Origin of the sequence: Escherichia whittamii, assembly GCF_014836715.1 — a bacterium.
In the GTDB taxonomy this organism is placed as follows: Bacteria; Pseudomonadota; Gammaproteobacteria; order Enterobacterales; family Enterobacteriaceae; genus Escherichia; species Escherichia whittamii.
This window is the reverse complement of record NZ_JACSQI010000011.1, coordinates 110,423-135,443: the sequence shown is the minus strand read 5'-3', so window position 1 is coordinate 135,443 and position 25,021 is coordinate 110,423. Positions and strand designations below refer to the sequence as shown.

General features: G+C 49.7%; 19 protein-coding genes and 1 pseudogene. 14 read left to right on the top strand and 6 right to left on the bottom strand.

The genetic code is table 11. The annotated features are described in order from the left end of the window. Window positions 1-140: 140 nt before the first annotated feature. From lolA to dmsC, 6 genes are all read left to right on the top strand, one after another. Entirely contained in the window at window positions 141-752 is a 612-nt protein-coding gene (gene lolA / locus H9644_RS16700; protein ID WP_064528301.1) for an outer membrane lipoprotein chaperone LolA, read from the top strand. Window positions 753-762: 10 nt separating this feature from the next. After that, entirely contained in the window at window positions 763-2,106 is a 1,344-nt protein-coding gene (rarA, locus tag H9644_RS16695) for a replication-associated recombination protein RarA (RefSeq protein ID WP_064528304.1), read from the top strand. Window positions 2,107-2,196: 90 nt separating this feature from the next. Next, entirely contained in the window at window positions 2,197-3,489 is a 1,293-nt protein-coding gene (gene serS, locus H9644_RS16690; protein WP_064528306.1) for a serine--tRNA ligase, read from the top strand. A gap of 237 nt (window positions 3,490-3,726) precedes the next feature. Then, window positions 3,727-6,171, top strand: coding sequence for a dimethylsulfoxide reductase subunit A (gene dmsA, locus H9644_RS16685; RefSeq protein ID WP_064528309.1), 2,445 nt, complete (start codon window positions 3,727-3,729; stop codon window positions 6,169-6,171). 10 nt (window positions 6,172-6,181) lie between these two features. Continuing rightward, window positions 6,182-6,799 (top strand): dimethylsulfoxide reductase iron-sulfur subunit DmsB, encoded by a 618-nt coding sequence (gene dmsB / locus H9644_RS16680; protein ID WP_000213094.1) that lies wholly within the window; start codon window positions 6,182-6,184, stop codon window positions 6,797-6,799. A 1-nt stretch (window position 6,800) separates the two neighbouring features. Next, window positions 6,801-7,664 carry a dimethyl sulfoxide reductase anchor subunit DmsC gene (gene dmsC, locus H9644_RS16675; RefSeq protein ID WP_064528313.1) on the top strand — a complete coding sequence of 288 codons (864 nt, stop codon included), beginning with the start codon at window positions 6,801-6,803 and terminating at the stop codon, window positions 7,662-7,664. Between the two features lie 35 nt (window positions 7,665-7,699). Here the strand turns inward: dmsC and ycaC are convergent, their stop codons facing one another. Beyond that, window positions 7,700-8,326, bottom strand: coding sequence for an isochorismate family cysteine hydrolase YcaC (ycaC, locus tag H9644_RS16670; RefSeq protein ID WP_012133028.1), 627 nt, complete (start codon window positions 8,324-8,326; stop codon window positions 7,700-7,702). Window positions 8,327-8,640: 314 nt separating this feature from the next. On the opposite strand from ycaC, the gene H9644_RS16665 reads away from it, so the two are divergent. Then, the gene (locus H9644_RS16665; protein ID WP_191775452.1) at window positions 8,641-9,789 is read left to right on the top strand and encodes an MFS transporter; all 1,149 of its coding nucleotides are present in this window, start codon (window positions 8,641-8,643) and stop codon (window positions 9,787-9,789) included. A gap of 208 nt (window positions 9,790-9,997) precedes the next feature. After that, complete coding sequence (locus H9644_RS16660) at window positions 9,998-11,428, top strand: APC family permease (protein WP_191775450.1); 1,431 nt, start codon at window positions 9,998-10,000, stop codon at window positions 11,426-11,428. Window positions 11,429-11,476: 48 nt separating this feature from the next. On the opposite strand, the pseudogene H9644_RS16655 reads toward H9644_RS16660, so the two are convergent. The 5 genes and pseudogenes from H9644_RS16655 to ycaO form a co-directional block, all read right to left on the bottom strand. Then, window positions 11,477-11,539 (bottom strand): annotated as a pseudogene (locus tag H9644_RS16655) (LysR substrate-binding domain-containing protein); the annotation flags it as partial. 99 nt (window positions 11,540-11,638) lie between these two features. Then, complete coding sequence (pflA, locus tag H9644_RS16650) at window positions 11,639-12,379, bottom strand: pyruvate formate lyase 1-activating protein (RefSeq protein ID WP_000111043.1); 741 nt, start codon at window positions 12,377-12,379, stop codon at window positions 11,639-11,641. A gap of 191 nt (window positions 12,380-12,570) precedes the next feature. Further along, a complete protein-coding gene (pflB, locus tag H9644_RS16645; protein ID WP_001292820.1) occupies window positions 12,571-14,853 on the bottom strand; it encodes a formate C-acetyltransferase in 2,283 nt (760 codons plus the stop codon). A gap of 54 nt (window positions 14,854-14,907) precedes the next feature. Then, the gene (focA, locus tag H9644_RS16640; RefSeq protein ID WP_000642546.1) at window positions 14,908-15,765 is read right to left on the bottom strand and encodes a formate transporter FocA; all 858 of its coding nucleotides are present in this window, start codon (window positions 15,763-15,765) and stop codon (window positions 14,908-14,910) included. Window positions 15,766-16,170: 405 nt separating this feature from the next. Then, entirely contained in the window at window positions 16,171-17,931 is a 1,761-nt protein-coding gene (ycaO, locus tag H9644_RS16635; protein ID WP_191775448.1) for a 30S ribosomal protein S12 methylthiotransferase accessory factor YcaO, read from the bottom strand. A 129-nt stretch (window positions 17,932-18,060) separates the two neighbouring features. Between ycaO and H9644_RS16630 the strand changes: the two genes are divergently transcribed. The 6 genes from H9644_RS16630 (at window position 18,061) to rpsA (ending at window position 24,966) form a co-directional block, all read left to right on the top strand. Continuing rightward, on the top strand, window positions 18,061-18,753 hold the full coding sequence (locus tag H9644_RS16630) for a DUF421 domain-containing protein (RefSeq protein ID WP_191775446.1): 693 nt from the start codon (window positions 18,061-18,063) through the stop codon (window positions 18,751-18,753). Between the two features lie 198 nt (window positions 18,754-18,951). Further along, window positions 18,952-20,040, top strand: a complete 1,089-nt coding sequence (gene serC, locus H9644_RS16625; protein WP_191775444.1) for a 3-phosphoserine/phosphohydroxythreonine transaminase — start codon at window positions 18,952-18,954, stop codon at window positions 20,038-20,040. A gap of 70 nt (window positions 20,041-20,110) precedes the next feature. Further along, entirely contained in the window at window positions 20,111-21,394 is a 1,284-nt protein-coding gene (gene aroA / locus H9644_RS16620; RefSeq protein WP_191775443.1) for a 3-phosphoshikimate 1-carboxyvinyltransferase, read from the top strand. Between the two features lie 167 nt (window positions 21,395-21,561). After that, window positions 21,562-22,326 (top strand): metallopeptidase YcaL, encoded by a 765-nt coding sequence (ycaL, locus tag H9644_RS16615; protein ID WP_191775440.1) that lies wholly within the window; start codon window positions 21,562-21,564, stop codon window positions 22,324-22,326. Window positions 22,327-22,498: 172 nt separating this feature from the next. Beyond that, window positions 22,499-23,182, top strand: a complete 684-nt coding sequence (cmk, locus tag H9644_RS16610) for a (d)CMP kinase (RefSeq protein WP_000125014.1) — start codon at window positions 22,499-22,501, stop codon at window positions 23,180-23,182. 110 nt (window positions 23,183-23,292) lie between these two features. After that, window positions 23,293-24,966: a 30S ribosomal protein S1 gene (gene rpsA / locus H9644_RS16605; protein ID WP_000140327.1), complete on the top strand. Its 1,674-nt coding sequence runs from the start codon at window positions 23,293-23,295 to the stop codon at window positions 24,964-24,966. The last annotated feature ends 55 nt before the right edge of the window (window positions 24,967-25,021 follow it).

Below are 25,021 nucleotides of genomic sequence, written 5' to 3'. Positions count from 1 at the left end.
GATAAGACGCGATAGCGTCGCATCCGGCACTCTATCAACTGAAAATTCAGTATTTTCTTCTTTCCTCAAGCTGATTATTAGCCTGGAATAGAGAGTAGAGGGAACTCCCGATCGGGAGTGACGTAATTTGAGGAACAATGATGAAAAAAATTGCCATCACCTGTGCATTACTCTCAAGTTTAGTGGCGTCCAGTGTTTGGGCTGATGCCGCAAGCGATCTGAAAAGCCGTCTGGATAAAGTCAGCAGCTTCCACGCCAGCTTTACGCAAAAAGTAACTGACGGTAGCGGTGCTGCGGTGCAGGAAGGTCAGGGTGATTTGTGGGTCAAACGCCCTAATTTGTTCAACTGGCATATGACCCAACCTGATGAAAGCATTCTGGTTTCCGACGGTAAAACATTGTGGTTCTATAACCCGTTTGTTGAACAGGCTACGGCGACCTGGCTGAAAGATGCCACCGGCAATACGCCATTTATGCTGATCGCACGTAACCAGTCCAGCGACTGGCAGCAGTACAACATCAAACAGAACGGCGATGATTTTGTCCTGACCCCTAAAACCAGCAATGGCAACCTGAAGCAGTTCACTATTAACGTGGGCCGTGATGGCACCATCCATCAGTTCAGCGCGGTGGAACAGGATGACCAACGCAGCAGTTATCAGCTGAGATCCCAGCAAAATGGGGCAGTGGATGCAGCGAAATTTACCTTCACCCCGCCGCAAGGCGTAACGGTAGATGATCAACGTAAGTAGAGGCACTTGAGTGAGCAACCTGTCGCTCGATTTTTCGGATAATACTTTTCAACCTCTGGCCGCGCGTATGCGGCCAGAAAATTTAGCACAGTATATCGGACAGCAACATTTGCTGGCTGCGGGGAAGCCGTTGCCGCGTGCTATCGAAGCCGGACATCTGCATTCCATGATCCTCTGGGGGCCGCCGGGAACCGGTAAAACGACCCTCGCGGAAGTGATCGCCCGTTATGCAAATGCTGATGTGGAACGTATTTCTGCTGTCACCTCTGGCGTGAAAGAAATCCGCGAAGCGATAGAGCGCGCGCGGCAAAATCGCAATGCTGGTCGCCGCACTATTCTTTTTGTTGACGAAGTTCACCGTTTCAACAAAAGCCAGCAGGATGCATTTCTGCCACATATTGAAGATGGCACCATCACGTTTATTGGTGCAACAACCGAAAACCCGTCATTTGAGCTTAACTCAGCTTTGCTTTCGCGTGCTCGGGTCTATTTGCTCAAATCCCTGACCACCGAGGATATTGAGCAAGTACTAACTCAGGCGATGGAAGACAAAACGCGCGGCTACGGTGGGCAGGATATAGTTTTGCCAGACTCGACGCGACGAGCTATTGCTGAACTGGTGAATGGCGACGCGCGCCGGGCGTTAAATACGCTGGAAATGATGGCGGATATGGCCGAAGTCGATGACAGCGGCAAACGTGTCCTGAAGCCTGAATTACTCACCGAAATTGCAGGTGAGCGTAGCGCTCGTTTTGATAACAAAGGTGATCGCTTTTACGATCTGATTTCCGCGCTGCATAAATCGGTGCGCGGCAGCGCACCCGATGCAGCGCTGTACTGGTATGCGCGGATTATTACTGCGGGCGGTGATCCGTTATATGTCGCACGTCGCTGCCTGGCGATTGCTTCAGAAGATGTGGGCAATGCCGACCCGCGTGCGATGCAGGTGGCGATTGCTGCCTGGGATTGCTTTACCCGCGTAGGCCCGGCAGAAGGTGAACGCGCTATAGCCCAGGCGATTGTTTACCTGGCCTGCGCGCCAAAAAGTAACGCTGTCTACACCGCGTTTAAAGCCGCGTTAGCTGATGCCCGTGAACGTCCGGATTATGACGTGCCGGTACACCTGCGTAATGCGCCAACCAAACTGATGAAGGAAATGGGCTACGGGCAGGAATATCGTTACGCCCACGATGAAGCAAACGCTTATGCTGCCGGTGAGGTTTACTTCCCGCCGGAAATAGCACAAACGCGCTATTATTTCCCGACAAACAGAGGCCTTGAAGGCAAGATTGGTGAAAAGCTCGCCTGGCTGGCTGAACAGGATCAAAATAGCCCCATAAAACGCTACCGTTAATGTTATCGTTGCGGTAATGTTGTTACTGTATCCCTGTGGTCGCAGGCTGTGGCCACATCTCCTATTTAATTCGATAAGCACAGGATAAGCATGCTCGATCCCAATCTGCTGCGTAATGAGCCAGACGCAGTCGCTGAAAAACTGGCACGCCGGGGCTTTAAGCTGGATGTAGATAAGCTGGGCGCTCTTGAAGAGCGTCGTAAAGTATTGCAGGTCAAAACGGAAAACCTGCAAGCAGAGCGTAACTCTCGATCGAAATCCATTGGCCAGGCGAAAGCGCGCGGGGAAGATATCGAGCCTTTACGTCTGGAAGTGAACAAACTGGGCGAAGAGCTGGATGCAGCAAAAGCCGAGCTGGATGCTTTACAGGCTGAAATTCGCGATATCGCGCTGACAATCCCTAACCTGCCTGCAGATGAAGTGCCGGTTGGTAAAGATGAAAATGACAACGTTGAAGTCAGTCGCTGGGGTACCCCGCGTGAATTTGACTTCGAAGTTCGTGACCACGTGACGCTGGGTGAAATGCACTCTGGCCTCGACTTTGCGGCAGCGGTTAAGCTGACAGGTTCGCGCTTTGTGGTGATGAAAGGGCAGATCGCTCGCATGCACCGCGCACTGTCGCAGTTTATGCTGGACCTGCACACCGAGCAGCACGGCTATAGCGAAAACTATGTCCCGTACTTGGTTAACCAGGATACGCTGTACGGAACTGGTCAGCTGCCGAAGTTTGCAGGCGATCTGTTCCATACTCGTCCGCTGGAAGAAGAAGCTGATACCAGTAACTACGCGCTGATCCCAACTGCAGAAGTTCCGCTGACCAACCTGGTACGCGGTGAAATCATCGATGAAGATGATCTGCCGATCAAAATGACCGCTCATACCCCATGCTTCCGTTCTGAGGCTGGTTCTTATGGTCGTGATACCCGTGGTCTGATTCGTATGCACCAGTTCGACAAAGTTGAAATGGTTCAGATCGTGCGTCCGGAAGATTCAATGGCGGCGCTTGAAGAGATGACTAGTCATGCGGAAAAAGTCCTGCAACTGCTGGGCCTGCCGTACCGTAAAATCATCCTTTGCACCGGCGACATGGGCTTTGGCGCTTGCAAAACTTACGACCTGGAAGTATGGATCCCGGCACAGAACACCTACCGCGAGATCTCTTCTTGCTCCAACGTCTGGGATTTCCAGGCGCGCCGTATGCAGGCACGTTGCCGCAGTAAGTCTGACAAGAAAACCCGTCTGGTGCATACCCTGAACGGTTCTGGTCTGGCTGTTGGTCGTACGCTGGTTGCGGTAATGGAAAACTATCAGCAAGCTGATGGTCGTATTGAAGTACCAGAAGTTCTGCGCCCGTATATGAACGGTCTGGAATATATTGGCTAACATCCAATTTTTTTGAGTCAATAAAGCGCCTTCGGGCGCTTTTTTTGTCTCCCTTTGATACCAAACAATAATTACAGCTGACTTAAGCGCAATACTACTTTCGAGTGAAAATCTTCGTATCTTGTTGATTTTCAAATTATTCGATGTATACAAACCTATATAGCGAAAGCTATAGAAATAATCACACAATACGGTTTGTTACTGGAATCAATCGTGAGCAAGCTTGAGTGAGCCATTATGAAAACGAAAATTCCTGATGCGGTATTGGCTGCTGAGGTGAGTCGCCGTGGTTTGGTAAAAACGACAGCGATTGGCGGCCTGGCGGTGGCAAGCAGCGCGTTAACATTACCCTTTAGCCGGATTGTGCACGCTGCTAATAGTGTTGCTCCGGAAAATTCAGACGAAAAGGTGATATGGAGCGCCTGTACAGTTAACTGTGGCAGCCGCTGTCCGCTGCGAATGCATGTAGTGGACGGTGAAATCAAATATGTCGAAACGGATAATACCGGGGATGACAATTACGACGGACTGCACCAGGTGCGCGCGTGCCTGCGTGGGCGTTCTATGCGTCGCCGCGTTTACAATCCCGACCGCCTGAAATATCCGATGAAACGAGTCGGTGCTCGTGGCGAAGGCAAATTCGAGCGTATTAGCTGGGAAGAAGCCTACGATATCATCGCCACCAATATGCAGCGCCTGATTAAAGAGTACGGTAACGAATCCATCTATCTGAACTATGGTACCGGTACGCTGGGCGGCACTATGACCCGTTCCTGGCCGCCGGGAAATACTCTGGTAGCGCGTTTGATGAACTGCTGCGGCGGTTATCTGAACCATTATGGTGACTACTCCTCCGCGCAAATAGCCGAAGGTCTGAACTATACCTATGGCGGCTGGGCCGATGGCAACAGTCCGTCAGATATCGAAAACAGTAAACTGGTGGTGCTGTTTGGTAACAACCCTGGCGAGACGCGTATGAGCGGCGGTGGGGTGACCTATTACCTGGAGCAGGCGCGGCAAAAATCAAATGCTCGTATGATCATTATCGATCCGCGCTATACCGACACGGGCGCTGGACGCGAAGATGAATGGATCCCGATTCGTCCGGGAACAGATGCTGCTCTGGTTAACGGTCTGGCGTATGTCATGATCACCGAAAACCTGGTTGATCAGGAATTCCTCGACAAATATTGTGTCGGCTACGACGAAAAAACGTTGCCTGCCAGCGCGCCGAAAAATGGTCACTACAAAGCGTATATTCTGGGTGACGGGCCTGACGGTGTTGCCAAAACACCGGAATGGGCCTCGCAAATTACCGGTATCCCGGCAGATAAAATCATCAAACTTGCTCGTGAAATCGGTAGCACCAAACCGGCATTTATCAGTCAGGGGTGGGGACCACAGCGCCATGCCAACGGCGAAATCGCCACGCGTGCCATTTCGATGCTGGCAATCCTCACCGGGAACGTCGGTATTAACGGTGGTAACAGCGGTGCGCGAGAAGGTTCATACAGCTTACCGTTTGTGCGGATGCCTACCCTGGAAAACCCGATTCAGACCAGCATTTCCATGTTTATGTGGACCGATGCCATTGAACGTGGCCCGGAAATGACGGCGCTGCGTGACGGTGTGCGCGGTAAAGATAAGCTGGATGTTCCTATCAAGATGATCTGGAACTATGCCGGTAACTGTCTGATTAACCAGCATTCGGAAATCAACCGTACCCACGAAATCCTCCAGGATGATAAGAAGTGTGAATTGATTGTGGTTATCGACTGCCACATGACCTCATCGGCGAAATATGCTGACATCCTGCTGCCGGACTGCACAGCCTCCGAACAGATGGACTTTGCGCTGGATGCTTCCTGCGGAAATATGTCTTACGTCATTTTCAATGACCAGGTCATTAAACCGCGCTTTGAATGTAAGACTATCTACGAGATGACCAGCGAACTGGCAAAACGTCTTGGCGTCGAGCAACAGTTTACTGAAGGTCGTACCCAGGAAGAGTGGATGCGTCACCTGTATGCCCAGTCGCGCGAAGCGATTCCGGAACTGCCAACCTTTGAAGAGTTCCGCAAACAGGGGATCTTTAAAAAGCGCGATCCGCAAGGGCATCATGTTGCTTACAAAGCCTTCCGTGAAGATCCGCAGGCTAATCCATTAACCACGCCATCGGGCAAAATTGAGATCTATTCACAGGCGTTGGCTGACATTGCCGCCACCTGGGAATTGCCGGAAGGCGATGTGATCGATCCGCTGCCGATCTATACACCGGGCTTTGAAAGTTATCAGGATCCTCTGAATAAACAGTATCCGCTGCAGCTTACGGGTTTCCATTACAAATCCCGCGTTCACTCCACCTACGGCAACGTAGACGTGCTGAAAGCGGCTTGCCGTCAGGAAATGTGGATCAACCCACTCGATGCACAAAAACGTGGTATCAGCAACGGCGATAAGGTGCGGATCTTTAACGATCGTGGTGAAGTCCATATTGAGGCGAAAGTGACGCCACGAATGATGCCGGGCGTGGTTGCATTGGGCGAAGGTGCCTGGTATGACCCGGATGCGAAACGCGTCGATAAGGGCGGTTGTATTAACGTACTGACCACTCAACGTCCGTCTCCTCTTGCCAAGGGGAATCCATCACATACGAACCTTGTTCAGGTTGAAAAGGTGTAAGGAGTAACCGATGACAACCCAGTATGGATTTTTTATTGATTCCAGCCGTTGCACCGGTTGCAAAACCTGCGAGCTGGCCTGTAAAGACTACAAAGATCTGACGCCGGAAGTTAGTTTCCGCCGCATTTATGAATATGCTGGTGGAGACTGGCAGGAAGATAACGGCGTCTGGCATCAGAACGTATTTGCCTACTATTTGTCGATTTCATGCAACCACTGCGAAGATCCGGCTTGTACAAAAGTCTGCCCAAGCGGCGCGATGCATAAACGTGAAGATGGTTTTGTCGTTGTCGATGAAGATGTGTGCATTGGCTGTCGTTACTGCCATATGGCCTGCCCGTATGGCGCACCGCAGTACAACGCAACCAAAGGTCATATGACTAAATGTGATGGTTGCTATGACCGCGTCGCGGAAGGTAAAAAACCGATCTGCGTCGAATCTTGCCCGCTACGGGCGCTGGATTTCGGCCCTATCGACGAGCTGCGTAAAAAACACGGCGATCTGGCGGCTGTTGCGCCGTTGCCGCGTGCGCACTTCACCAAACCGAATATTGTGATCAAACCTAACGCCAATAGCCGCCCAACAGGGGATACCACTGGCTATCTGGCAAACCCGAAGGAGGTGTGAGATGGGAAGTGGATGGCATGAATGGCCGCTGATGATCTTCACGGTCTTCGGGCAATGTGTGGCGGGCGGTTTTATCGTTCTGGCTTTGGCGCTGCTCAAAGGTAACCTGCGAGCAGAAGCCCAGCAGCGCGTTATCGTCTGCATGTTTGGCTTATGGGTTCTGATGGGCATTGGGTTTATCGCCTCTATGCTCCATCTTGGCTCACCAATGCGCGCCTTCAACTCACTTAACCGGGTGGGGGCTTCAGCTCTGAGTAACGAAATCGCCAGCGGTTCGATCTTTTTTGCCGTAGGCGGAATCGGTTGGTTGTTGGCGATGCTGAAAAAATTGTCACCGGCGTTACGCACGCTTTGGCTGGTGGTGACAATGGTTCTCGGCGTGGTCTTTGTCTGGATGATGGTGCGTGTCTATAACAGCATCGATACTGTACCGACCTGGTACAACATCTGGACGCCGATGGGCTTCTTCCTGACCATGTTTATGGGCGGCCCGTTACTGGGCTATCTGTTACTAAGTCTGGCTGGCGTCGATGGATGGGCGATGCGTTTGCTGCCTGCAATTTCCGTGTTGGCACTGGTGGTGAGTGGCGTGATGTCAGTAATGCAGGGTGCGGAGCTGGCGACCATTCATAGTTCAGTGCAACAGGCTGCCGCACTGGTGCCTGACTACGGTGCGCTGATGTCCTGGCGGATTGTACTTTTGGCCGTGGCACTGTGCTTGTGGATTGCACCGCAGGTGAAAGGCTTTCAGCCTGCGGTGCCTCTGCTTTCCGTATCATTCATCCTGCTTCTCGCAGGGGAATTAATCGGCCGCGGGGTATTCTACGGTTTGCATATGACCGTTGGCATGGCCGTTGCCAGTTAAGGTGTAATAACCGGGGTTTCGGCCCCGGTTATCTCTTATTTCTGTTTCGTTAACGTGTCATAACTGGTCATCAAATTACGATAATCAGGAATGTGGTTAGAGAACAACGTCGCCAGTCCTTCAATATCGTTACGCCAGTCGCGGTGCAGTTCACAAGCCACGCCGAACCATGTCATCAATTGAGCGCCAGCTTGTGACATACGATCCCATGCTGAATGCCGGGTAATCTCATTAAAGGTTCCAGAAGCGTCGGTTACCACAAAGACATCAAACCCTTCTTCAATAGCCGAAAGCGCCGGGAATGCTACGCAAACCTCGGTTACCACCCCTGCAATAATCAGTTGTTTTTTACCTGTCGCTTTAACTGCTTTGACAAAATCTTCGTTATCCCAGGCGTTAATATTTCCGGGACGCGCAATATACGGTGCATCCGGAAACTGTGCTTTTAGCTCAGGGACTAATGGGCCGTTAGGACCAGTTTCAAAACTGGTGGTGAGAATGGTGGGGAGATTGAAATATTTTGCTAAGTCACCCAGCGCCAGCACGTTATTTTTAAATTTGTCAGGGTCAATATCCCGCACAAGGGAAAGTAAACCGGCCTGATGATCAACTAACAAAACAGCAGCATCATTTTTATCGAGACGAACATACGGTTTGGTCATTCTCTTCTCCTTTCGAGAGTCAGTGGTACGCCTGAAATCGTTCAGACGCGATGCGTTGCCCTGAAAGCATAGACGGGAAATTCAGGTTTGCTGTGACCATGAAATTTTTCGACTGAACTAACCATATGAACTTTATGTTAGATCAATAAAAACAATTAGATGAGACTGATTATCTTTTCGTTATTAGTGTTATGAATGAGTAATATAAATCGATAATAGTGCCGCTACGTTATGTACGTATTTTCACCCATTGACAATGTTTTTGGCGGTGGCATGATGCGCATGAAATTTGAACTTCCTCACGGTTTTCATTCATGTCCACGTATACCCGGCCTGTCATGCTTTTGCTGTCTGGCCTACTTTTGTTGACTCTGGCGATCGCGGTGTTAAATACACTCGTGCCGCTATGGCTCGCCCAGGTACACTTGCCCACATGGCAGGTTGGCGTCGTCAGTTCGTCTTATTTTACCGGCAACCTGGTCGGTACTTTACTGACAGGGTATGTCATTAAACGCTTTGGGTTTAATCGCAGCTATTACCTTGCTTCCTTCATTTTTGCTGCGGGCTGTGCCGGGCTTGCTTTGATGACTGGTTTCTGGAGTTGGCTTGCCTGGCGTTTCGTTGCAGGCGTTGGCTGCGCCATGATTTGGGTCGTGGTGGAAAGCGCGCTGATGTGCAGTGGGACGTCCCGTAACCGTGGGCGGCTGCTTGCTGCGTATATGATGGTTTATTACGTGGGGACGTTTTTAGGCCAGTTACTGGTCAGCAAAGTGTCGACTGAGCTGATGACCGTGTTACCGTGGGCAACGGGTCTGATACTGGCAGGTATCTTACCGTTGTTGTTTACTCGCATCTTGAATCAGCAAACGGAAAACCATCCGGCTACGCCGATTACATCAATGCTTAAACTCCGCCAGGCACGGCTTGGGGTCAATGGTTGTATTATCTCCGGGATTGTCCTTGGCTCTCTATATGGTCTGATGCCATTGTATCTTCACCATCAGGGGATCAATAACGCCAGTATCGGTTTCTGGATGGCTGTACTGGTCAGCGCAGGAATCCTTGGGCAGTGGCCTATTGGGCGTCTGGCGGATAAATTTGGGCGCCTACTGGTACTGCGCGTTCAGGTTTTTGTTGTCATTCTTGGTAGTATTGCAATGTTAAGCCAGGCTGCGATGGCGCCTTCATTGTTTATTCTCGGTGCTGCGGGCTTTACGCTGTATCCAGTAGCGATGGCCTGGGCTTGTGAGAAGGTTGAACATCATCAACTGGTGGCGATGAATCAGGCCTTACTGTTGAGTTATACAGTCGGTAGTCTGCTTGGTCCGTCTTTTACCGCCATACTAATGCAGAATTTTTCCGATAAATTATTATTTATTATGATTGCCAGTGTGTCATTTATCTACTTGTTGATGCTGCTGCGTAACGCCGGTCATACCCCCAAACCTGTCGCTCATGTGTAAATGAATTAGTGCAGAGTGTGAACATGCTGTATCACACTCTGTTTTTTTGTTTCCTCTATACAACTTGTTTTTACCAAATTTCATTTATGGAAAAATAAATTGTGCAGCAGGCTGTAATTTTGCATTCCGCTATTTTCGTACTTCTTGTTAGCCGCGCATAATCCCTCGTTTTACAGATATCTATTAAAAAATGGCGAAGGATCGATTTATGGCTGGGAACGTTCAGGAAAAACAGTTGCGCTGGTACAACATTGCACTGATGTCTTTTATTACCGTCTGGGGCTTTGGCAACGTTGTTAATAACTATGCCAACCAGGGGTTGGTCGTTGTTTTTTCATGGCTGTTTATATTTGCTCTCTATTTTACACCATATGCGTTGATTGTCGGTCAGTTGGGGTCGACCTTTAAAGATGGGAAAGGTGGAGTCAGTACCTGGATTAAACATACAATGGGCCCCGGTCTGGCTTATCTTGCCGCGTGGACCTATTGGGTGGTGCATATACCCTATCTGGCACAAAAACCACAGGCCATTCTGATTGCGCTCGGTTGGGCGATGAAAGGCGACGGTTCGTTAATCAAAGAATATTCAGTCGTAGCGTTACAGGGGTTAACGCTGGTGCTGTTTGTCTTCTTTATGTGGGTCGCTTCACGTGGTATGAAATCGCTGAAAATCGTCGGTTCTGTGGCAGGGATTGCGATGTTTATCATGTCGCTTCTGTATGTAGCGATGGCAGTAACCGCACCTGCGATTACTGAAGTGCATATTGCGACCACGAACATTACCTGGGAAACGTTCATTCCCCATATCGATTTTACCTACATTACCACTATTTCAATGCTGGTTTTCGCGGTTGGCGGTGCAGAGAAGATTTCTCCCTATGTTAATCAGACGCGCAACCCAGGAAAAGAATTTCCAAAAGGGATGCTATGCCTGGCGGTGATGGTTGCAGTTTGTGCCATTCTGGGCTCACTAGCGATGGGGATGATGTTTGACTCGCGTAATATCCCTGATGACTTAATGACTAACGGTCAGTATTACGCTTTTCAGAAGCTTGGCGAGTATTACAACATGGGTAATACCCTAATGGTGATTTACGCCATTGCAAATACCCTGGGACAAGTCGCCGCCCTGGTGTTCTCCATCGATGCTCCTCTGAAAGTGTTATTAGGTGATGCGGATAGTAAATATATTCCAGCCAGATTGTGCCGTACCAATGATTCAGGTACACCGGTTAATGGTTATCTACTGACACTGGCGCTGGTGGCGATTTTGATTATGCTGCCAACACTGGGTATTGGTGACATGAATAATCTCTACAAATGGCTGCTCAATCTGAACTCAGTAGTGATGCCACTGCGTTATTTGTGGGTGTTCGTGGCGTTTATTGCAGTAGTTCGCCTGGCGCAGAAATATAAACCGGAATATGTCTTTATTCGTAATAAGTCTCTGGCGATGACTGTCGGTATTTGGTGTTTTGCCTTTACTGCTTTTGCCTGTTTGACGGGGATCTTCCCGAAAATGGAAGCCTTCACTGCAGAGTGGACCTTCCAGCTAGCGCTGAATATCGCCACGCCATTTGTGCTGGTGGGGTTGGGGTTGATATTTCCGCTGTTGGCACGTAAAGCGAATACGTACTAATTATTGTGGTTAGCTCTGCAGACTCGTGCAGAGCTGACCTGTTTTCACTTAATCGAGAAAAGCACGCAAGCCACAGGACATATACTGGCGGTTTGGGTAATAGATCTGGAAGCTGTGCTGTAAGGGCGCTAGAAATAACGCCCCGAATTATTTATGCGGCGCGGAATAACAAAGCGGCAACTCAATAAAGTTGCCGCTTTACGGGGGAAATTAGAACATTACCTTATGACCATACTGCTCAAGAATTCCTTTCACGCGCTCCATCGTCTCTTTCTTCGGCGGTTTTACACCATCGAGTTTGTACTCTTCACCCATCGCTACCCATTTGTGTTTGCCCAGCTCGTGGTAGGGGAGAAGCTCGATCTTCTCGACATTGCCCATATCGCGGGTAAATTCACCCAGACGATGAGCAGAATCATCATCGTCAGACCAGCCAGGCACAACGACATAACGGATCCAGACCTTAACATTTTTGTTCGCCAGATATTTAGCGAACTCCAGCGTACGATGGTTGGAAACGCCGACCAGATTCTGGTGGATCTCGTCGTTCATCTGTTTGAGATCGAGCATTACCAGATCGGTCACTTCTAGCAGTTCATCAATCACAGGATCGTAACGACGAACAAAACCGTTGGTATCGAGACAAGTATGAATGCCTTCTTTTTTGCAGGCGCGGAACCAGTCACGAACGAACTCGGCTTGCAGGATAGCCTCGCCGCCCGATGCGGTAACGCCGCCGCCGGAAGCGTTCATAAAGTGGCGATAGGTCACCACCTCTTTCATTAAATCTTCAACGGTAACTTCTTTACCGCCATGCGTGTCCCAGGTGTCGCGGTTATGGCAATACAGGCAGCGCATCAGGCAGCCCTGGAAAAAGGTGATAAAGCGAATACCCGGGCCGTCTACGGTTCCACAGGATTCAAAGGAGTGAATGCGACCAATAACTGACATTGCGGTGTTTCTCCAGATGTGGCCCATCTGAGGCCGTGTTGGTGCGCAGCTCGAAGGCTACGTCGAGTCTGTTTTGGCAGTTACCTTAAAGTATAGATAGCTGACAAAAAAGGCTCTCTTGCTAAAAAAGGCCCCACTTTCGTGGAGCCTTTATTGTACGCTTTTTACTGTACGATTTCAGTCAAATCTAATTACATAGATTGAGTGAAGGTACGAGTAATAACGTCCTGCTGCTGTTCTTTAGTCAGCGAGTTGAAACGTACTGCGTAGCCAGATACACGGATGGTCAGCTGCGGATATTTTTCCGGGTTTTCCATCGCGTCGAGCAGCATTTCACGGTTCATCACGTTCACGTTCAGGTGCTGACCACCTTCGATGGACGCTTCGTGGTGGAAGTAACCATCCATCAGACCAGCCAGGTTGGTCTTACGAACTTCGTCGTCTTTACCCAGTGCGTTCGGAACGATAGAGAAGGTGTAAGAGATACCATCTTTAGCGTAGGCGAACGGCAGTTTAGCAACAGAAGTCAGAGAAGCTACAGCACCTTTCTGGTCACGGCCGTGCATCGGGTTAGCACCCGGTCCGAACGGCGCGCCAGCACGACGACCGTCTGGGGTGTTACCGGTTTTCTTACCATACACAACGTTAGAAGTGATGGTCAGAACAGACTGAGTCGGGATAGCGTCACGGTAGGTGTGCAGTTTCTGAATTTTCTTCATGAAACGTTCTACCAGGTCAACAGCCAGGTCATCTACACGCGGATCGTTGTTACCAAACTGCGGGTATTCGCCTTCGATTTCGAAGTCGATAGCCAGACCGTCTTCGTCACGAATCGGTTTAACTTTCGCATATTTGATTGCAGACAGGGAGTCAGCAGCAACGGACAGACCAGCGATACCACACGCCATGGTGCGGATAACGTCACGGTCGTGCAGCGCCATCAGAGAGGCTTCGTAGCTGTACTTGTCGTGCATGTAGTGGATGATGTTCAGTGCAGTGATGTACTGTTTAGCCAGCCAGTCCATGAAGTGATCCATGCGCTCCATCACTTCATCGTAGTTCAGGAGGTCGCCTTTGATCGGTTCAGACTTCGGACCAACCTGCATTTTCAGTTTTTCATCAACACCGCCGTTGATTGCGTACAGCATGGTTTTCGCCAGGTTTGCACGCGCACCGAAGAACTGCATTTGTTTACCAACGATCATCGGGCTTACGCAGCAAGCGATAGCGTAGTCATCGTTGTTGAAGTCCGGACGCATCAGGTCATCGTTCTCATACTGCAGAGAAGAGGTGTCGATGGACACTTTAGCGGCGAATTTCTTGAAGTTCAGCGGCAGTTTTTCAGACCACAGAATGGTCATGTTCGGTTCCGGAGACGGACCCATGGTGTACAGGGTGTTCAGGAAACGGAAGCTGTTTTTGGTAACCAGCGTACGACCGTCGAGGCCCATACCACCGATAGATTCGGTTGCCCAGATCGGGTCGCCAGAGAACAGTTCATCGTACTCCGGAGTACGCAGGAAGCGAACCATACGCAGTTTCATGACCAGGTGGTCAACCATTTCCTGCGCTTCTTGTTCGGTGATCTTGCCAGCTTTCAGGTCACGTTCGATGTATACGTCCAGGAAGGTGGAGGTACGACCGAAGGACATTGCAGCACCGTTCTGAGACTTAACAGCAGCCAGGTAGCCGAAGTAAGTCCACTGGATAGCTTCCTGAGCGTTGGTAGCCGGACCAGAGATGTCGTAGCCGTATTTAGCAGCCATTTCTTTCATCTGACCCAGAGCGCGGTGCTGTTCAGCGATTTCTTCGCGCAGACGAATAGTCTGTTCCAGGTTTACGCCGTTTTCCAGGTCAGCCTGCAGAGAGGTGAACTGTGCCAGCTTGTCTTTCATCAGGTAGTCGATACCGTACAGCGCAACGCGACGGTAGTCACCGATGATACGACCACGGCCATACGCATCTGGCAGACCGGTCAGAACACCAGATTTACGGCAACGCAGGATGTCCGGAGTGTAAACGTCGAACACGCCCTGGTTGTGAGTTTTACGGTATTCAGTGAAGATTTTTTTGATCATCGGATCCAGTTCGCGGTTGTACGCTTTGCAGGAACCTTCGATCATTTTGATACCACCGAACGGGATAAGAGCACGTTTCAGCGGAGCTTCAGTCTGCAGACCAACGATTTTCTCAAGCTGCTTGTTGATGTAGCCAGCGTCGTGAGAGGTGATGGTGGAAGCAACAGCGGTGTCAAAGTCAACTGGCGCGTGAGTGCGGTTTTCCAGTTTAACGCCTTCCATTACTTTGTCCCACAGGGTAGTGGTCGCTTCAGTAGCGCCAGCCAGGAAGGACTCGTCACCCTCGTACGGAGTGTAGTTTTTCTGAATGAAGTCACGGACGTTTACTTCATTCTGCCAGTCACCTTTGGTAAAACCTTCCCAGGCTGTGGCTAACTTTTCATTAAGCTCGGACATGTAACACCTACCTTCTTAAGTGGATTTTTTATTTACTGCGTACTTCGACAACCATTAATGGTGGTCGTTTTCACGCAGGTAAATGACCCAGTATGTCAACCCAACCAACAAACCTCCGCCGATAATGTTGCCGATCGTAACCGGAATCAGGTTATCAGTGATGAAGTTCATCACGGTCAGGTGAGAAAAATTTTCCGGTGCTGAACCGACTGCGGTCCAGAATTCCGGAGATGCGAAGTCGCGGATTACAATACCCATAGGGATCATAAACATGTTTGCGATACTGTGCTCAAAACCGCTGGCAACAAACATCGCGACCGGCAGCACCATGATAAACGCTTTGTCCATCAGGCTGCGGCCAGAATAACTCATCCATACTGCCAGGCATACCATCAGGTTTGCCAGGATACCGAGGCAGACGGCCTCAATAAAAGTATGGTGTACTTTGTGGTCGGCGGTTTGTAGGACGTTCAGCCCCCATTGACCATTCGCGGTCATATACTCGCCAGAAAGCCACATCAACAGCACAAATAACAGTGCGCCGACCAGGTTGCCAAAATAGACATTTAGCCAGTTTTTCGCCAACTGACCCCAGGTGATACGCCCGCTCGCCTTGGCAACAACGATCAGTACAGTGGAAGTGAAGAGATCGGCACCGCAGACAACACAAAGAATCAGCCCCAGAGAGAAGCAAATGCCGCCAACCAGTTTCGCCATGCCAAAGGGCATTGTGCCTGTGCCGGTGGTTGCTGTGATATAGAAGACGAATGCGATTGAGATGAAAACACCGGCAGTAATCGCCAGATAGAAAGTCTTAAGCGGATGTTTCGTTGCTTTATAGACACCTGCCTCTTCGGCCACTTTGGCCATCGCTGCAGGAAGTAAAAGATCAAAAGGGTTGTCAGCTTTCACACTAACTCTCTCTTTATTAAGTCGGCGACGAGATACTAACAAAGCATTATAGATGAGAAATTGATATAGATCATATCTCGCCTGGCTTATAGGCCCGCAACTCGCATGGTTTTTATGCAAATACGGAGTAAATATTTGATTATCCAAATAAAAATAAATTTTAAAAATTAACAAATGAGTTGAATTTTTTCCGCATCCTCCGCTAAAACAGTTAATTAAAAGGGAGCACCAGACAAATAAAGTAACAATATCGATCGTATTTATTAAATACAAATTACCGATATTTAACTTTATAATTACAAATATTTTATTAATGCAAATATATGTAAAGCGGGGCATTAAAAAAACGCCCCGTAATATAACTCAGACGAATCATTAAGCCTACATTGCGTAGGCTATTTGATTTTATTTTGCCCAGAATGCCGCTTTGGCGCGCTGCAGCTTTTCGTAGGCCTTCAACAGCGACTGATGCGCGGCAAACGCGTGTAGATCGCTGTCCACGGGTTGCAAGCCATAAAACGCCGCTTCGCCGCTCATTGCCGCACTGGCAGCCTCAACCGCATCTGCACCGTACATACGAATAAATGCATTCAGATATTGCAGCGGTTGACGATCTTCTTCCTGAGCAAGCAGCAATAAAGTTTGCAGGCAGCGATAATAGTTGGCGCGTTCAGGGCTGAACACCGATGAGTTAAATTCCATCGTCCATTCGGTCCAGACCAGAGCCTGTTCCATATCGCCGCCAGCAAGCGCCAGCATGGCTTTCAGTTCACCGATACGCAGAGTGTACCAGCCGTTATCCGGTCCGGTCGCCAGACCCAACAGTTCACGCACGCGGGTAAAGTCGTCAAAACCTTCTTCATCCAGTTGCTCGATGAGGTTCAGATAATCTTCTTTTTCCCACTCACTGCCTGGCAGCGAAAGGATCGTTTCACGTAAATGGCTGCCCATACTGTTATTTGCCAGCCATAAATCTTCAGCTGGATAAATGTCGGACATGCCTGGCACGATAATGCGGCAAGCGTAGACACCCAGATGCTCGTAATCGGCAATATAAACTTCTTTATCTTCCTTTTTGAAGATAGCCATCAGCGTGGCAAACTCTTCTTCAGTGGTGCCGGAGAAGCTCCAGTCCACAAACGGATAATCGGCATCCTGCTTGAACAGGTCCCAGGAGATCAAACCGCTGGAATCAATAAAGTGCGTTTCGAGGTTAGTATGTTCAGCGACTTCTTCATCATCAAAGGTTGGCGGAGTAAATACATCCAGGTCCTTCAGACCACGCCCCTGAAGTAGTTCGGTTACGGTACGTTCCAGCGCAACGCCAAAATCGGGATGCGCGCCGAAAGAGGCAAAACAGGTGCCGTTAGCTGGATTGAACAGTACCACGCAGATAACCGGATACTGACCGCCAAGCGAACCGTCATAAGCGAAGATCGGGAAACCTTCCGCTTCCAGTGTTTCGATCGCTTCAACAACTGCCGGATAACGCGCCAGCACGTCTGCCGGGATCTCTGGCAGGCTGATGCTTTCAGCAATAATGCGGTTTTTCACGTAGCGTTCGAAAACTTCAGACAATCCCTGAACACGCGCTTCGTTGCGGGTATTACCTGCGGACATACCGTTGGAGACGTACAGGTTACCAATGATATTCATCGGAATATAAACGGTCTGATTGTCGGACTGGCGAGTAAAAGGCAGGCCGCAAATTCCGCGATCTTCATTACCGGATTGCAGATCAATTAGCATGCTGCCGGTCAGTTCATTTTCCGGATCGTAAAACGCGCGCAGACGGTCATCGAGCAGGCCTTCAGGCACGTCGTCATTTTCGGTCAGCGGGAACCATTTTTCGTTGGGATAATGCACGAACGGACCGTTGGCGATGGTTTCGCCCAGCCAGAAGTCAGCAAAAAAGTAGTTGGTAGAGAGACGCTCGAAATATTCACCGAGTGCAGAAGCCAGCGCTGCTTTTTTTGTTGCGCCTTTACCGTTGGTAAAACACAGGGCGCACTCTTTGTCGCGAATATGTACCGACCAGACGTTAGGTACTGGGTTCAGCCATGAGGCCTCTTCAATCTGAAAACCGAGGTCGGAGAGTTTTTGCTGGAAGCGAGCGATGGAGTCTTCCAGAGCGGCATCTTTGCCGGGGATAAATGTTTGCGTCATGAAAATCACTTTAGTCGTACGGAAAGCGCGCAATAATACGGGTTTTATCTCAAAGGCGCTATCACCGCCGCCACGCCGATGAACTGTTAGCTATGCTTTTAGCGGATAAACTACGATAAGAGTATAAAAATGAAGGCGTTCGATCTCCACCGTATGGCATTCGATAAAGTGCCTTTTGATTTCCTTGGCGAAGTTGCCCTACGCAGTCTCTATACCTTTGTGTTGGTCTTTTTGTTCCTCAAAATGACAGGGAGACGCGGTGTGCGGCAAATGTCACTATTTGAGGTATTAATTATTCTGACGCTGGGGTCGGCGGCAGGGGATGTGGCGTTTTATGACGATGTGCCGATGGTCCCGGTGCTTATCGTCTTTATTACCCTGGCGTTGTTATACCGCCTGGTGATGTGGTTGATGGCGCACAGTGAAAAACTTGAAGATTTGCTGGAAGGTAAACCTGTTGTCATTATTGAAGATGGCGAGTTGGCCTGGTCGAAACTCAATAACTCCAACATGACGGAATTTGAGTTCTTTATGGAACTACGGTTGCGTGGCGTGGAACAACTGGGGCAGGTACGTTTGGCTATTCTCGAAACCAATGGCCAAATCAGCGTCTATTTCTTTGAAAATGACAAGGTGAAGCCGGGCTTACTGATTTTACCCAGTGATTGTACTCAGCGTTATAAAGTGGTGCCGGAGCCGGCGGACTATGCCTGCATTCGTTGCAGTGAAATCATTCATATGAACGCAGGGGAAAAACAATTATGTCCGCGCTGTGCAAATCCAGAATGGACGAAGGCAAGTCGGGCAAAACGGGTGACCTGACAGCGAAAATATCGGTTTTTTGCTAATAATCCGGGAGATTCTTTTGTGTGATGTAAGCCACATTTTTGCCCTCAACGGTTTTACTCATTGCGATGCGAGTCACTGAATGATAAAACCGATAGCCACAGGAATAATGTATTACCTGTGGTCGCAATCGATTGACCGCGGGTTAATAGCAACGCAACGTGGTGAGGGGAAATGGCTCAAATCTTCAATTTTAGTTCTGGTCCGGCAATGCTACCGGCAGAGGTGCTTAAACAGGCTCAACAGGAACTTCGCGACTGGAACGGTCTTGGTACGTCGGTGATGGAAGTGAGCCACCGTGGCAAAGAGTTCATTCAGGTTGCAGAGGAAGCCGAGAAGGATTTGCGCGATCTTCTTAACGTCCCCTCCAACTACAAAGTATTGTTCTGCCACGGCGGCGGTCGCGGCCAATTTGCGGCTGTACCGCTAAATATTCTCGGTGATAAAACCACCGCAGATTATGTTGATGCGGGTTACTGGGCAGCAAGCGCTATCAAAGAAGCGAAAAAATACTGCACACCAAATGTGTTTGATGCGAAAGTGACCGTTGATGGTCTTCGCGCTGTTAAGCCAATGAGTGAATGGCAACTCTCTGATAATGCTGCTTATATGCATTACTGCCCGAATGAAACCATCGATGGTATCGCTATCGATGAAACACCAGACTTCGGTAAAGAAGTGGTGGTCGCTGCCGACTTCTCTTCAACGATTCTTTCCCGTCCAATTGATGTCAGCCGTTATGGTGTGATTTACGCTGGCGCGCAGAAAAATATCGGCCCGGCTGGCCTGACGATTGTTATTGTTCGCGAAGACTTGCTGGGTAAAGCGAATATCGCCTGCCCATCGATTCTGGATTACTCCATCCTCAACGATAACGACTCCATGTTTAACACACCGCCAACGTTTGCCTGGTATCTGTCTGGTCTGGTCTTCAAATGGCTGAAAGCGAACGGCGGTGTGACTGCAATGGACAACATCAATCAGCAAAAAGCAGAACTGCTGTATGGGGTGATTGATAACAGTGATTTCTACCGGAATGATGTAGCGAAAGCTAACCGTTCGCGGATGAACGTGCCGTTCCAGTTGGCCGACAGCGCGCTTGATAAATTGTTTCTTGAAGAGTCTTTTGCTGCGGGCTTACATGCGCTGAAAGGTCACCGTGTGGTCGGCGGAATGCGCGCTTCTATTTATAACGCCATGCCGCTGGAAGGCGTTAAAGCACTGACAGACTTCATGGTTGAGTTCGAACGTCGTCACGGCTAATGCCGACGTTTTGCGCAATCCCCACAGCCAGACTGTGGGGTTTTTATTTCTGTTGTAGAGAGTTGAGTTCATGGAATCCCTGACGTTACAACCCATCGCCCGTGTCGATGGCACTATTAATCTGCCCGGTTCCAAGAGCGTTTCTAACCGCGCTTTATTGCTGGCGGCATTAGCGCACGGCAAAACAGTATTAACCAATCTGCTGGATAGCGATGACGTGCGCCACATGCTGAATGCACTACAGGCGTTAGGGGTGAGCTATACGCTTTCAGCCGATCGTACACGTTGCGAAATCATTGGTAACGGCGGCCCATTACACGCAGAAAGCGCGCTGGAGTTGTTTCTTGGTAACGCCGGAACGGCAATGCGTCCGCTGGCGGCGGCACTTTGCCTGGGAAGCAATGATATTGTCCTGACTGGTGAGCCGCGTATGAAAGAGCGGCCAATTGGTCATCTGGTAGATGCACTTTGCCAGGGGGGGGCAAAAATCACTTACCTGGAACAAGAGAATTATCCGCCGCTGCGTTTACAGGGCGGTTTTACTGGCGGCAATGTTGAAGTTGATGGCTCCGTTTCCAGTCAGTTCCTCACCGCGCTATTGATGACTGCGCCGCTGGCGCCGGAAGATACAGTTATTCGTATTAAAGGCGACCTGGTTTCTAAACCTTATATCGATATCACACTCAACCTGATGAAAACGTTTGGTGTTGAGATTGAAAATCAGGGCTATCAACAATTTGTGGTGAAAGGCGGCCAATCTTATCAATCACCGGGCAGCTATTTAGTGGAAGGAGACGCTTCCTCCGCTTCTTACTTTTTGGCAGCAGGTGCGATCAAAGGCGGCACGGTAAAAGTGACTGGCATTGGCCGTAACAGTATGCAGGGCGATATTCGCTTCGCTGATGTACTGGAAAAAATGGGGGCGACTATTAGCTGGGGCGATGATTATATTGCCTGCACGCGTGGCGAACTGAACGCCATCGATATGGATATGAACCATATTCCCGATGCAGCGATGACCATTGCTACGACCGCGCTTTTTGCGAAAGGAACCACCACGCTGCGCAATATTTATAACTGGCGCGTAAAAGAAACGGATCGTCTGTTCGCGATGGCGACAGAGTTGCGTAAAGTCGGTGCGGAGGTAGAAGAAGGACATGATTTTATTCGTATCACACCGCCGGAAAAATTGAAATTCGCCGAGATTGCGACTTATAACGATCACCGGATGGCGATGTGTTTCTCACTGGTGGCGTTGTCAGATACACCGGTAACGATACTTGATCCAAAATGTACGGCTAAAACCTTCCCGGATTACTTCGAGCAACTGGCGCAGATTAGCCAACCAGCCTGAATGAACATCGGGCGAAAATAGACAAACCTTTCTTTATCAAAACGTCGACACAATGTCGGCGTTTTTTTTCGGACCTTGTGAGTCACTTTTATAGATGGTAGCGTTAGCTGTCAATGTAACTTGTTGATATATAATATTTATATATGATTAATCAACGGATGATTCACATGAAGAATACTAAATTACTGCTGGCGATTGCGACTTCTGCAGCATTACTGACAGGGTGTCAAAATACGCACGGTATTGATACCAATATGGCTATCAGCTCCGGTTTAAATGCCTATAAAGCCGTAACGTTAAGCGATGCTGATGCAAAAGCCATTGCAAATCAGGGCTGTGCCGAAATGGACAGCGGCAATCAAGTAGCAAGCAAATCCAGTAAGTATGGTAAACGTCTGGCGAAAATCGCCAAAGCATTGGGTAACAATATTAACGGTACGCCGGTCAACTATAAGGTTTATATGACCAGCGACGTCAACGCATGGGCGATGGCCAACGGCTGTGTTCGTGTCTACAGCGGCCTGATGGACATGATGAACGACAACGAAATTGAAGGCGTTCTGGGCCATGAACTGGGTCACGTCGCGCTGGGTCACTCGCTGGCTGAAATGAAAGCCTCTTATGCGATCGTTGCCGCACGCGATGCAATCTCCGCCACCAGCGGTGTTGCTTCCCAGCTTTCTCGTTCGCAACTGGGTGATATCGCAGAAGGCGCTATCAATGCTAAGTACTCCCGCGATAAAGAGTCCGAAGCTGATGATTTCTCCTTTGATCTGCTGAAGAAACGTGGCATCAGCACTCAGGGACTGGTAGGTAGCTTTGAAAAACTGGCCAGCCTGGATGGCGGTCGTACCCAGTCAATGTTTGATTCCCACCCACCATCAACAGAGCGCGCTCAACACATTCGTGAGCGTATCGCCTCCGGTAAGTAAATCATTGTCATCTTTCGGGCTGGTCCCTCGCCAGCCCGCTATAATTGCGCAATAAATCCCCATCTGAATACAGACAAAACGAGTTTTTGCACACAACGTTAACGATTTGTGGCCCTGAAGCGTATAATGCGCGCGGTTATGTTAACAGTACGCCTGTTTTAAGGAGATAAAGATGACGGCAATTGCCCCGGTTATTACCATTGATGGCCCAAGCGGTGCAGGGAAGGGCACCTTGTGTAAGGCTATGGCGGAAGCGTTGCAATGGCATCTGCTGGACTCGGGTGCAATTTATCGCGTACTGGCACTGGCTGCATTACATCACCATGTTGATGTGGCCTCGGAAGATGCGCTGGTGCCGCTGGCATCTCATCTGGATGTACGTTTTGTTTCGACCAATGGCAATCTGGAAGTCATCCTCGAAGGGGAAGATGTCAGCGGCGAAATTCGGACCCAGGAAGTGGCGAATGCTGCGTCACAAGTGGCGGCGTTCCCACGCGTTCGTGAAGCGCTTCTGCGTCGCCAACGCGCATTCCGGGAGTTACCGGGTTTGATCGCCGATGGTCGCGATATGGGGACAGTGGTATTCCCTGATGCGCCAGTAAAAATTTTCCTTGACGCCTCCTCGGAAGAACGTGCGCATCGCCGCATGCTACAGTTGCAGGAGAAGGGCTTTAGTGTTAACTTTGAACGCCTTTTGGCCGAGATCAAAGAACGCGACGACCGCGATCGTAATCGCGCGGTAGCGCCCTTGGTTCCGGCAGCCGATGCTTTAGTGTTGGATTCCACCACCTTAAGCATTGAGCAAGTGATTGAAAAAGCGTTACACTACGCGCGCCAAAAATTGGCTCTCGCATAAGCGACCGAATTTGCAGTACCCCCGTTGCAATGGAATGACAGCGGGTATGTTAAACAACCCCATCCGGCACGGAGCCAGGTGGACGTTAAATATAAACCTGAAGATTAAACATGACTGAATCTTTTGCTCAACTCTTTGAAGAGTCCTTAAAAGAAATCGAAACCCGCCCGGGTTCTATCGTTCGTGGCGTTGTTGTTGCTATCGACAAAGACGTAGTACTGGTTGACGCTGGTCTGAAATCTGAGTCTGCCATCCCGGCTGAGCAGTTCAAAAACGCCCAGGGCGAGCTGGAAATCCAGGTAGGTGACGAAGTTGACGTTGCTCTGGACGCAGTAGAAGACGGCTTCGGTGAAACTCTGCTGTCCCGTGAGAAAGCTAAACGTCACGAAGCCTGGATCACGCTGGAAAAAGCTTACGAAGATGCTGAAACTGTTACCGGTGTTATCAACGGCAAAGTTAAGGGCGGCTTCACTGTTGAGCTGAACGGTATTCGCGCGTTCCTGCCAGGTTCTCTGGTAGACGTTCGTCCGGTGCGTGACACTCTGCACCTGGAAGGCAAAGAGCTTGAATTCAAAGTAATCAAGCTGGATCAGAAGCGCAACAACGTTGTTGTTTCTCGTCGTGCCGTTATCGAATCCGAAAACAGCGCAGAGCGCGATCAGCTGCTGGAAAACCTGCAGGAAGGCATGGAAGTTAAAGGTATCGTTAAGAACCTCACTGACTACGGTGCATTCGTTGATCTGGGCGGCGTTGACGGCCTGCTGCACATCACTGACATGGCCTGGAAACGCGTTAAGCATCCGAGCGAAATCGTCAACGTGGGCGACGAAATCACTGTTAAAGTGCTGAAGTTTGACCGCGAACGTACCCGTGTATCCCTGGGCCTGAAACAGCTGGGCGAAGATCCGTGGGTAGCTATCGCTAAACGTTATCCGGAAGGAACCAAACTGACTGGTCGCGTGACCAACCTGACCGACTACGGCTGCTTCGTTGAAATCGAAGAAGGCGTTGAAGGCCTGGTACACGTTTCCGAAATGGATTGGACCAACAAAAACATCCATCCGTCCAAAGTTGTTAACGTTGGCGATGTAGTGGAAGTTATGGTTCTGGATATTGACGAAGAACGTCGTCGTATCTCCCTGGGTCTGAAACAGTGCAAAGCTAACCCGTGGCAGCAGTTCGCGGAAACCCACAACAAGGGCGACCGTGTTGAAGGTAAAATCAAGTCTATCACTGACTTCGGTATCTTCATCGGCCTGGACGGCGGCATCGACGGCCTGGTTCACCTGTCTGACATCTCCTGGAACGTTGCAGGCGAAGAAGCAGTTCGTGAATACAAAAAAGGCGACGAAATCGCTGCAGTTGTTCTGCAGGTTGACGCAGAACGTGAACGTATCTCCCTGGGCGTTAAACAGCTCGCAGAAGATCCGTTCAACAACTGGGTTGCTCTGAACAAGAAAGGCGCTATCGTAACCGGTAAAGTAACTGCAGTTGACGCTAAAGGCGCAACCGTAGAACTGGCTGACGGCGTTGAAGGTTACCTGCGTGCTTCTGAAGCATCCCGTGACCGCGTTGAAGACGCTACCCTGGTTCTGAGCGTTGGCGACGAAGTTGAAGCTAAATTCACCGGCGTTGATCGTAAAAACCGCGCAATCAGCCTGTCTGTTCGTGCGAAAGACGAAGCTGACGAGAAAGATGCAATCGCAACTGTTAACAAACAGGAAGATGCAAACTTCTCCAACAACGCAATGGCTGAAGCTTTCAAAGCAGCTAAAGGCGAGTAATTCTCTGACTCTTCGGGATTTTTATTCCGAAGTTTGCTGAGTTTACTTGACAGAT

Excerpts from the sequence above, each read along its gene's own strand:
- dmsC (WP_064528313.1), top strand. The coding sequence starts at position 6,801 with ATGGGAAGTGGATGGCATGAATGGCCGCTGATGATCTTCACGGTCTTC.
- H9644_RS16665 (WP_191775452.1), top strand. The coding sequence starts at position 8,641 with ATGTCCACGTATACCCGGCCTGTCATGCTTTTGCTGTCTGGCCTACTT.
- cmk (WP_000125014.1), top strand. The coding sequence starts at position 22,499 with ATGACGGCAATTGCCCCGGTTATTACCATTGATGGCCCAAGCGGTGCA.
- ycaL (WP_191775440.1), top strand. The coding sequence starts at position 21,562 with ATGAAGAATACTAAATTACTGCTGGCGATTGCGACTTCTGCAGCATTA.
- H9644_RS16630 (WP_191775446.1), top strand. The coding sequence starts at position 18,061 with ATGAAGGCGTTCGATCTCCACCGTATGGCATTCGATAAAGTGCCTTTT.
- serS (WP_064528306.1), top strand. The coding sequence starts at position 2,197 with ATGCTCGATCCCAATCTGCTGCGTAATGAGCCAGACGCAGTCGCTGAA.
- aroA (WP_191775443.1), top strand. The coding sequence starts at position 20,111 with ATGGAATCCCTGACGTTACAACCCATCGCCCGTGTCGATGGCACTATT.
- dmsA (WP_064528309.1), top strand. The coding sequence starts at position 3,727 with ATGAAAACGAAAATTCCTGATGCGGTATTGGCTGCTGAGGTGAGTCGC.
- pflA (WP_000111043.1), bottom strand. The coding sequence starts at position 12,379 with ATGTCAGTTATTGGTCGCATTCACTCCTTTGAATCCTGTGGAACCGTA.
- rpsA (WP_000140327.1), top strand. The coding sequence starts at position 23,293 with ATGACTGAATCTTTTGCTCAACTCTTTGAAGAGTCCTTAAAAGAAATC.
- pflB (WP_001292820.1), bottom strand. The coding sequence starts at position 14,853 with ATGTCCGAGCTTAATGAAAAGTTAGCCACAGCCTGGGAAGGTTTTACC.
- H9644_RS16660 (WP_191775450.1), top strand. The coding sequence starts at position 9,998 with ATGGCTGGGAACGTTCAGGAAAAACAGTTGCGCTGGTACAACATTGCA.
- ycaC (WP_012133028.1), bottom strand. The coding sequence starts at position 8,326 with ATGACCAAACCGTATGTTCGTCTCGATAAAAATGATGCTGCTGTTTTG.
- serC (WP_191775444.1), top strand. The coding sequence starts at position 18,952 with ATGGCTCAAATCTTCAATTTTAGTTCTGGTCCGGCAATGCTACCGGCA.
- dmsB (WP_000213094.1), top strand. The coding sequence starts at position 6,182 with ATGACAACCCAGTATGGATTTTTTATTGATTCCAGCCGTTGCACCGGT.
- lolA (WP_064528301.1), top strand. The coding sequence starts at position 141 with ATGAAAAAAATTGCCATCACCTGTGCATTACTCTCAAGTTTAGTGGCG.
- ycaO (WP_191775448.1), bottom strand. The coding sequence starts at position 17,931 with ATGACGCAAACATTTATCCCCGGCAAAGATGCCGCTCTGGAAGACTCC.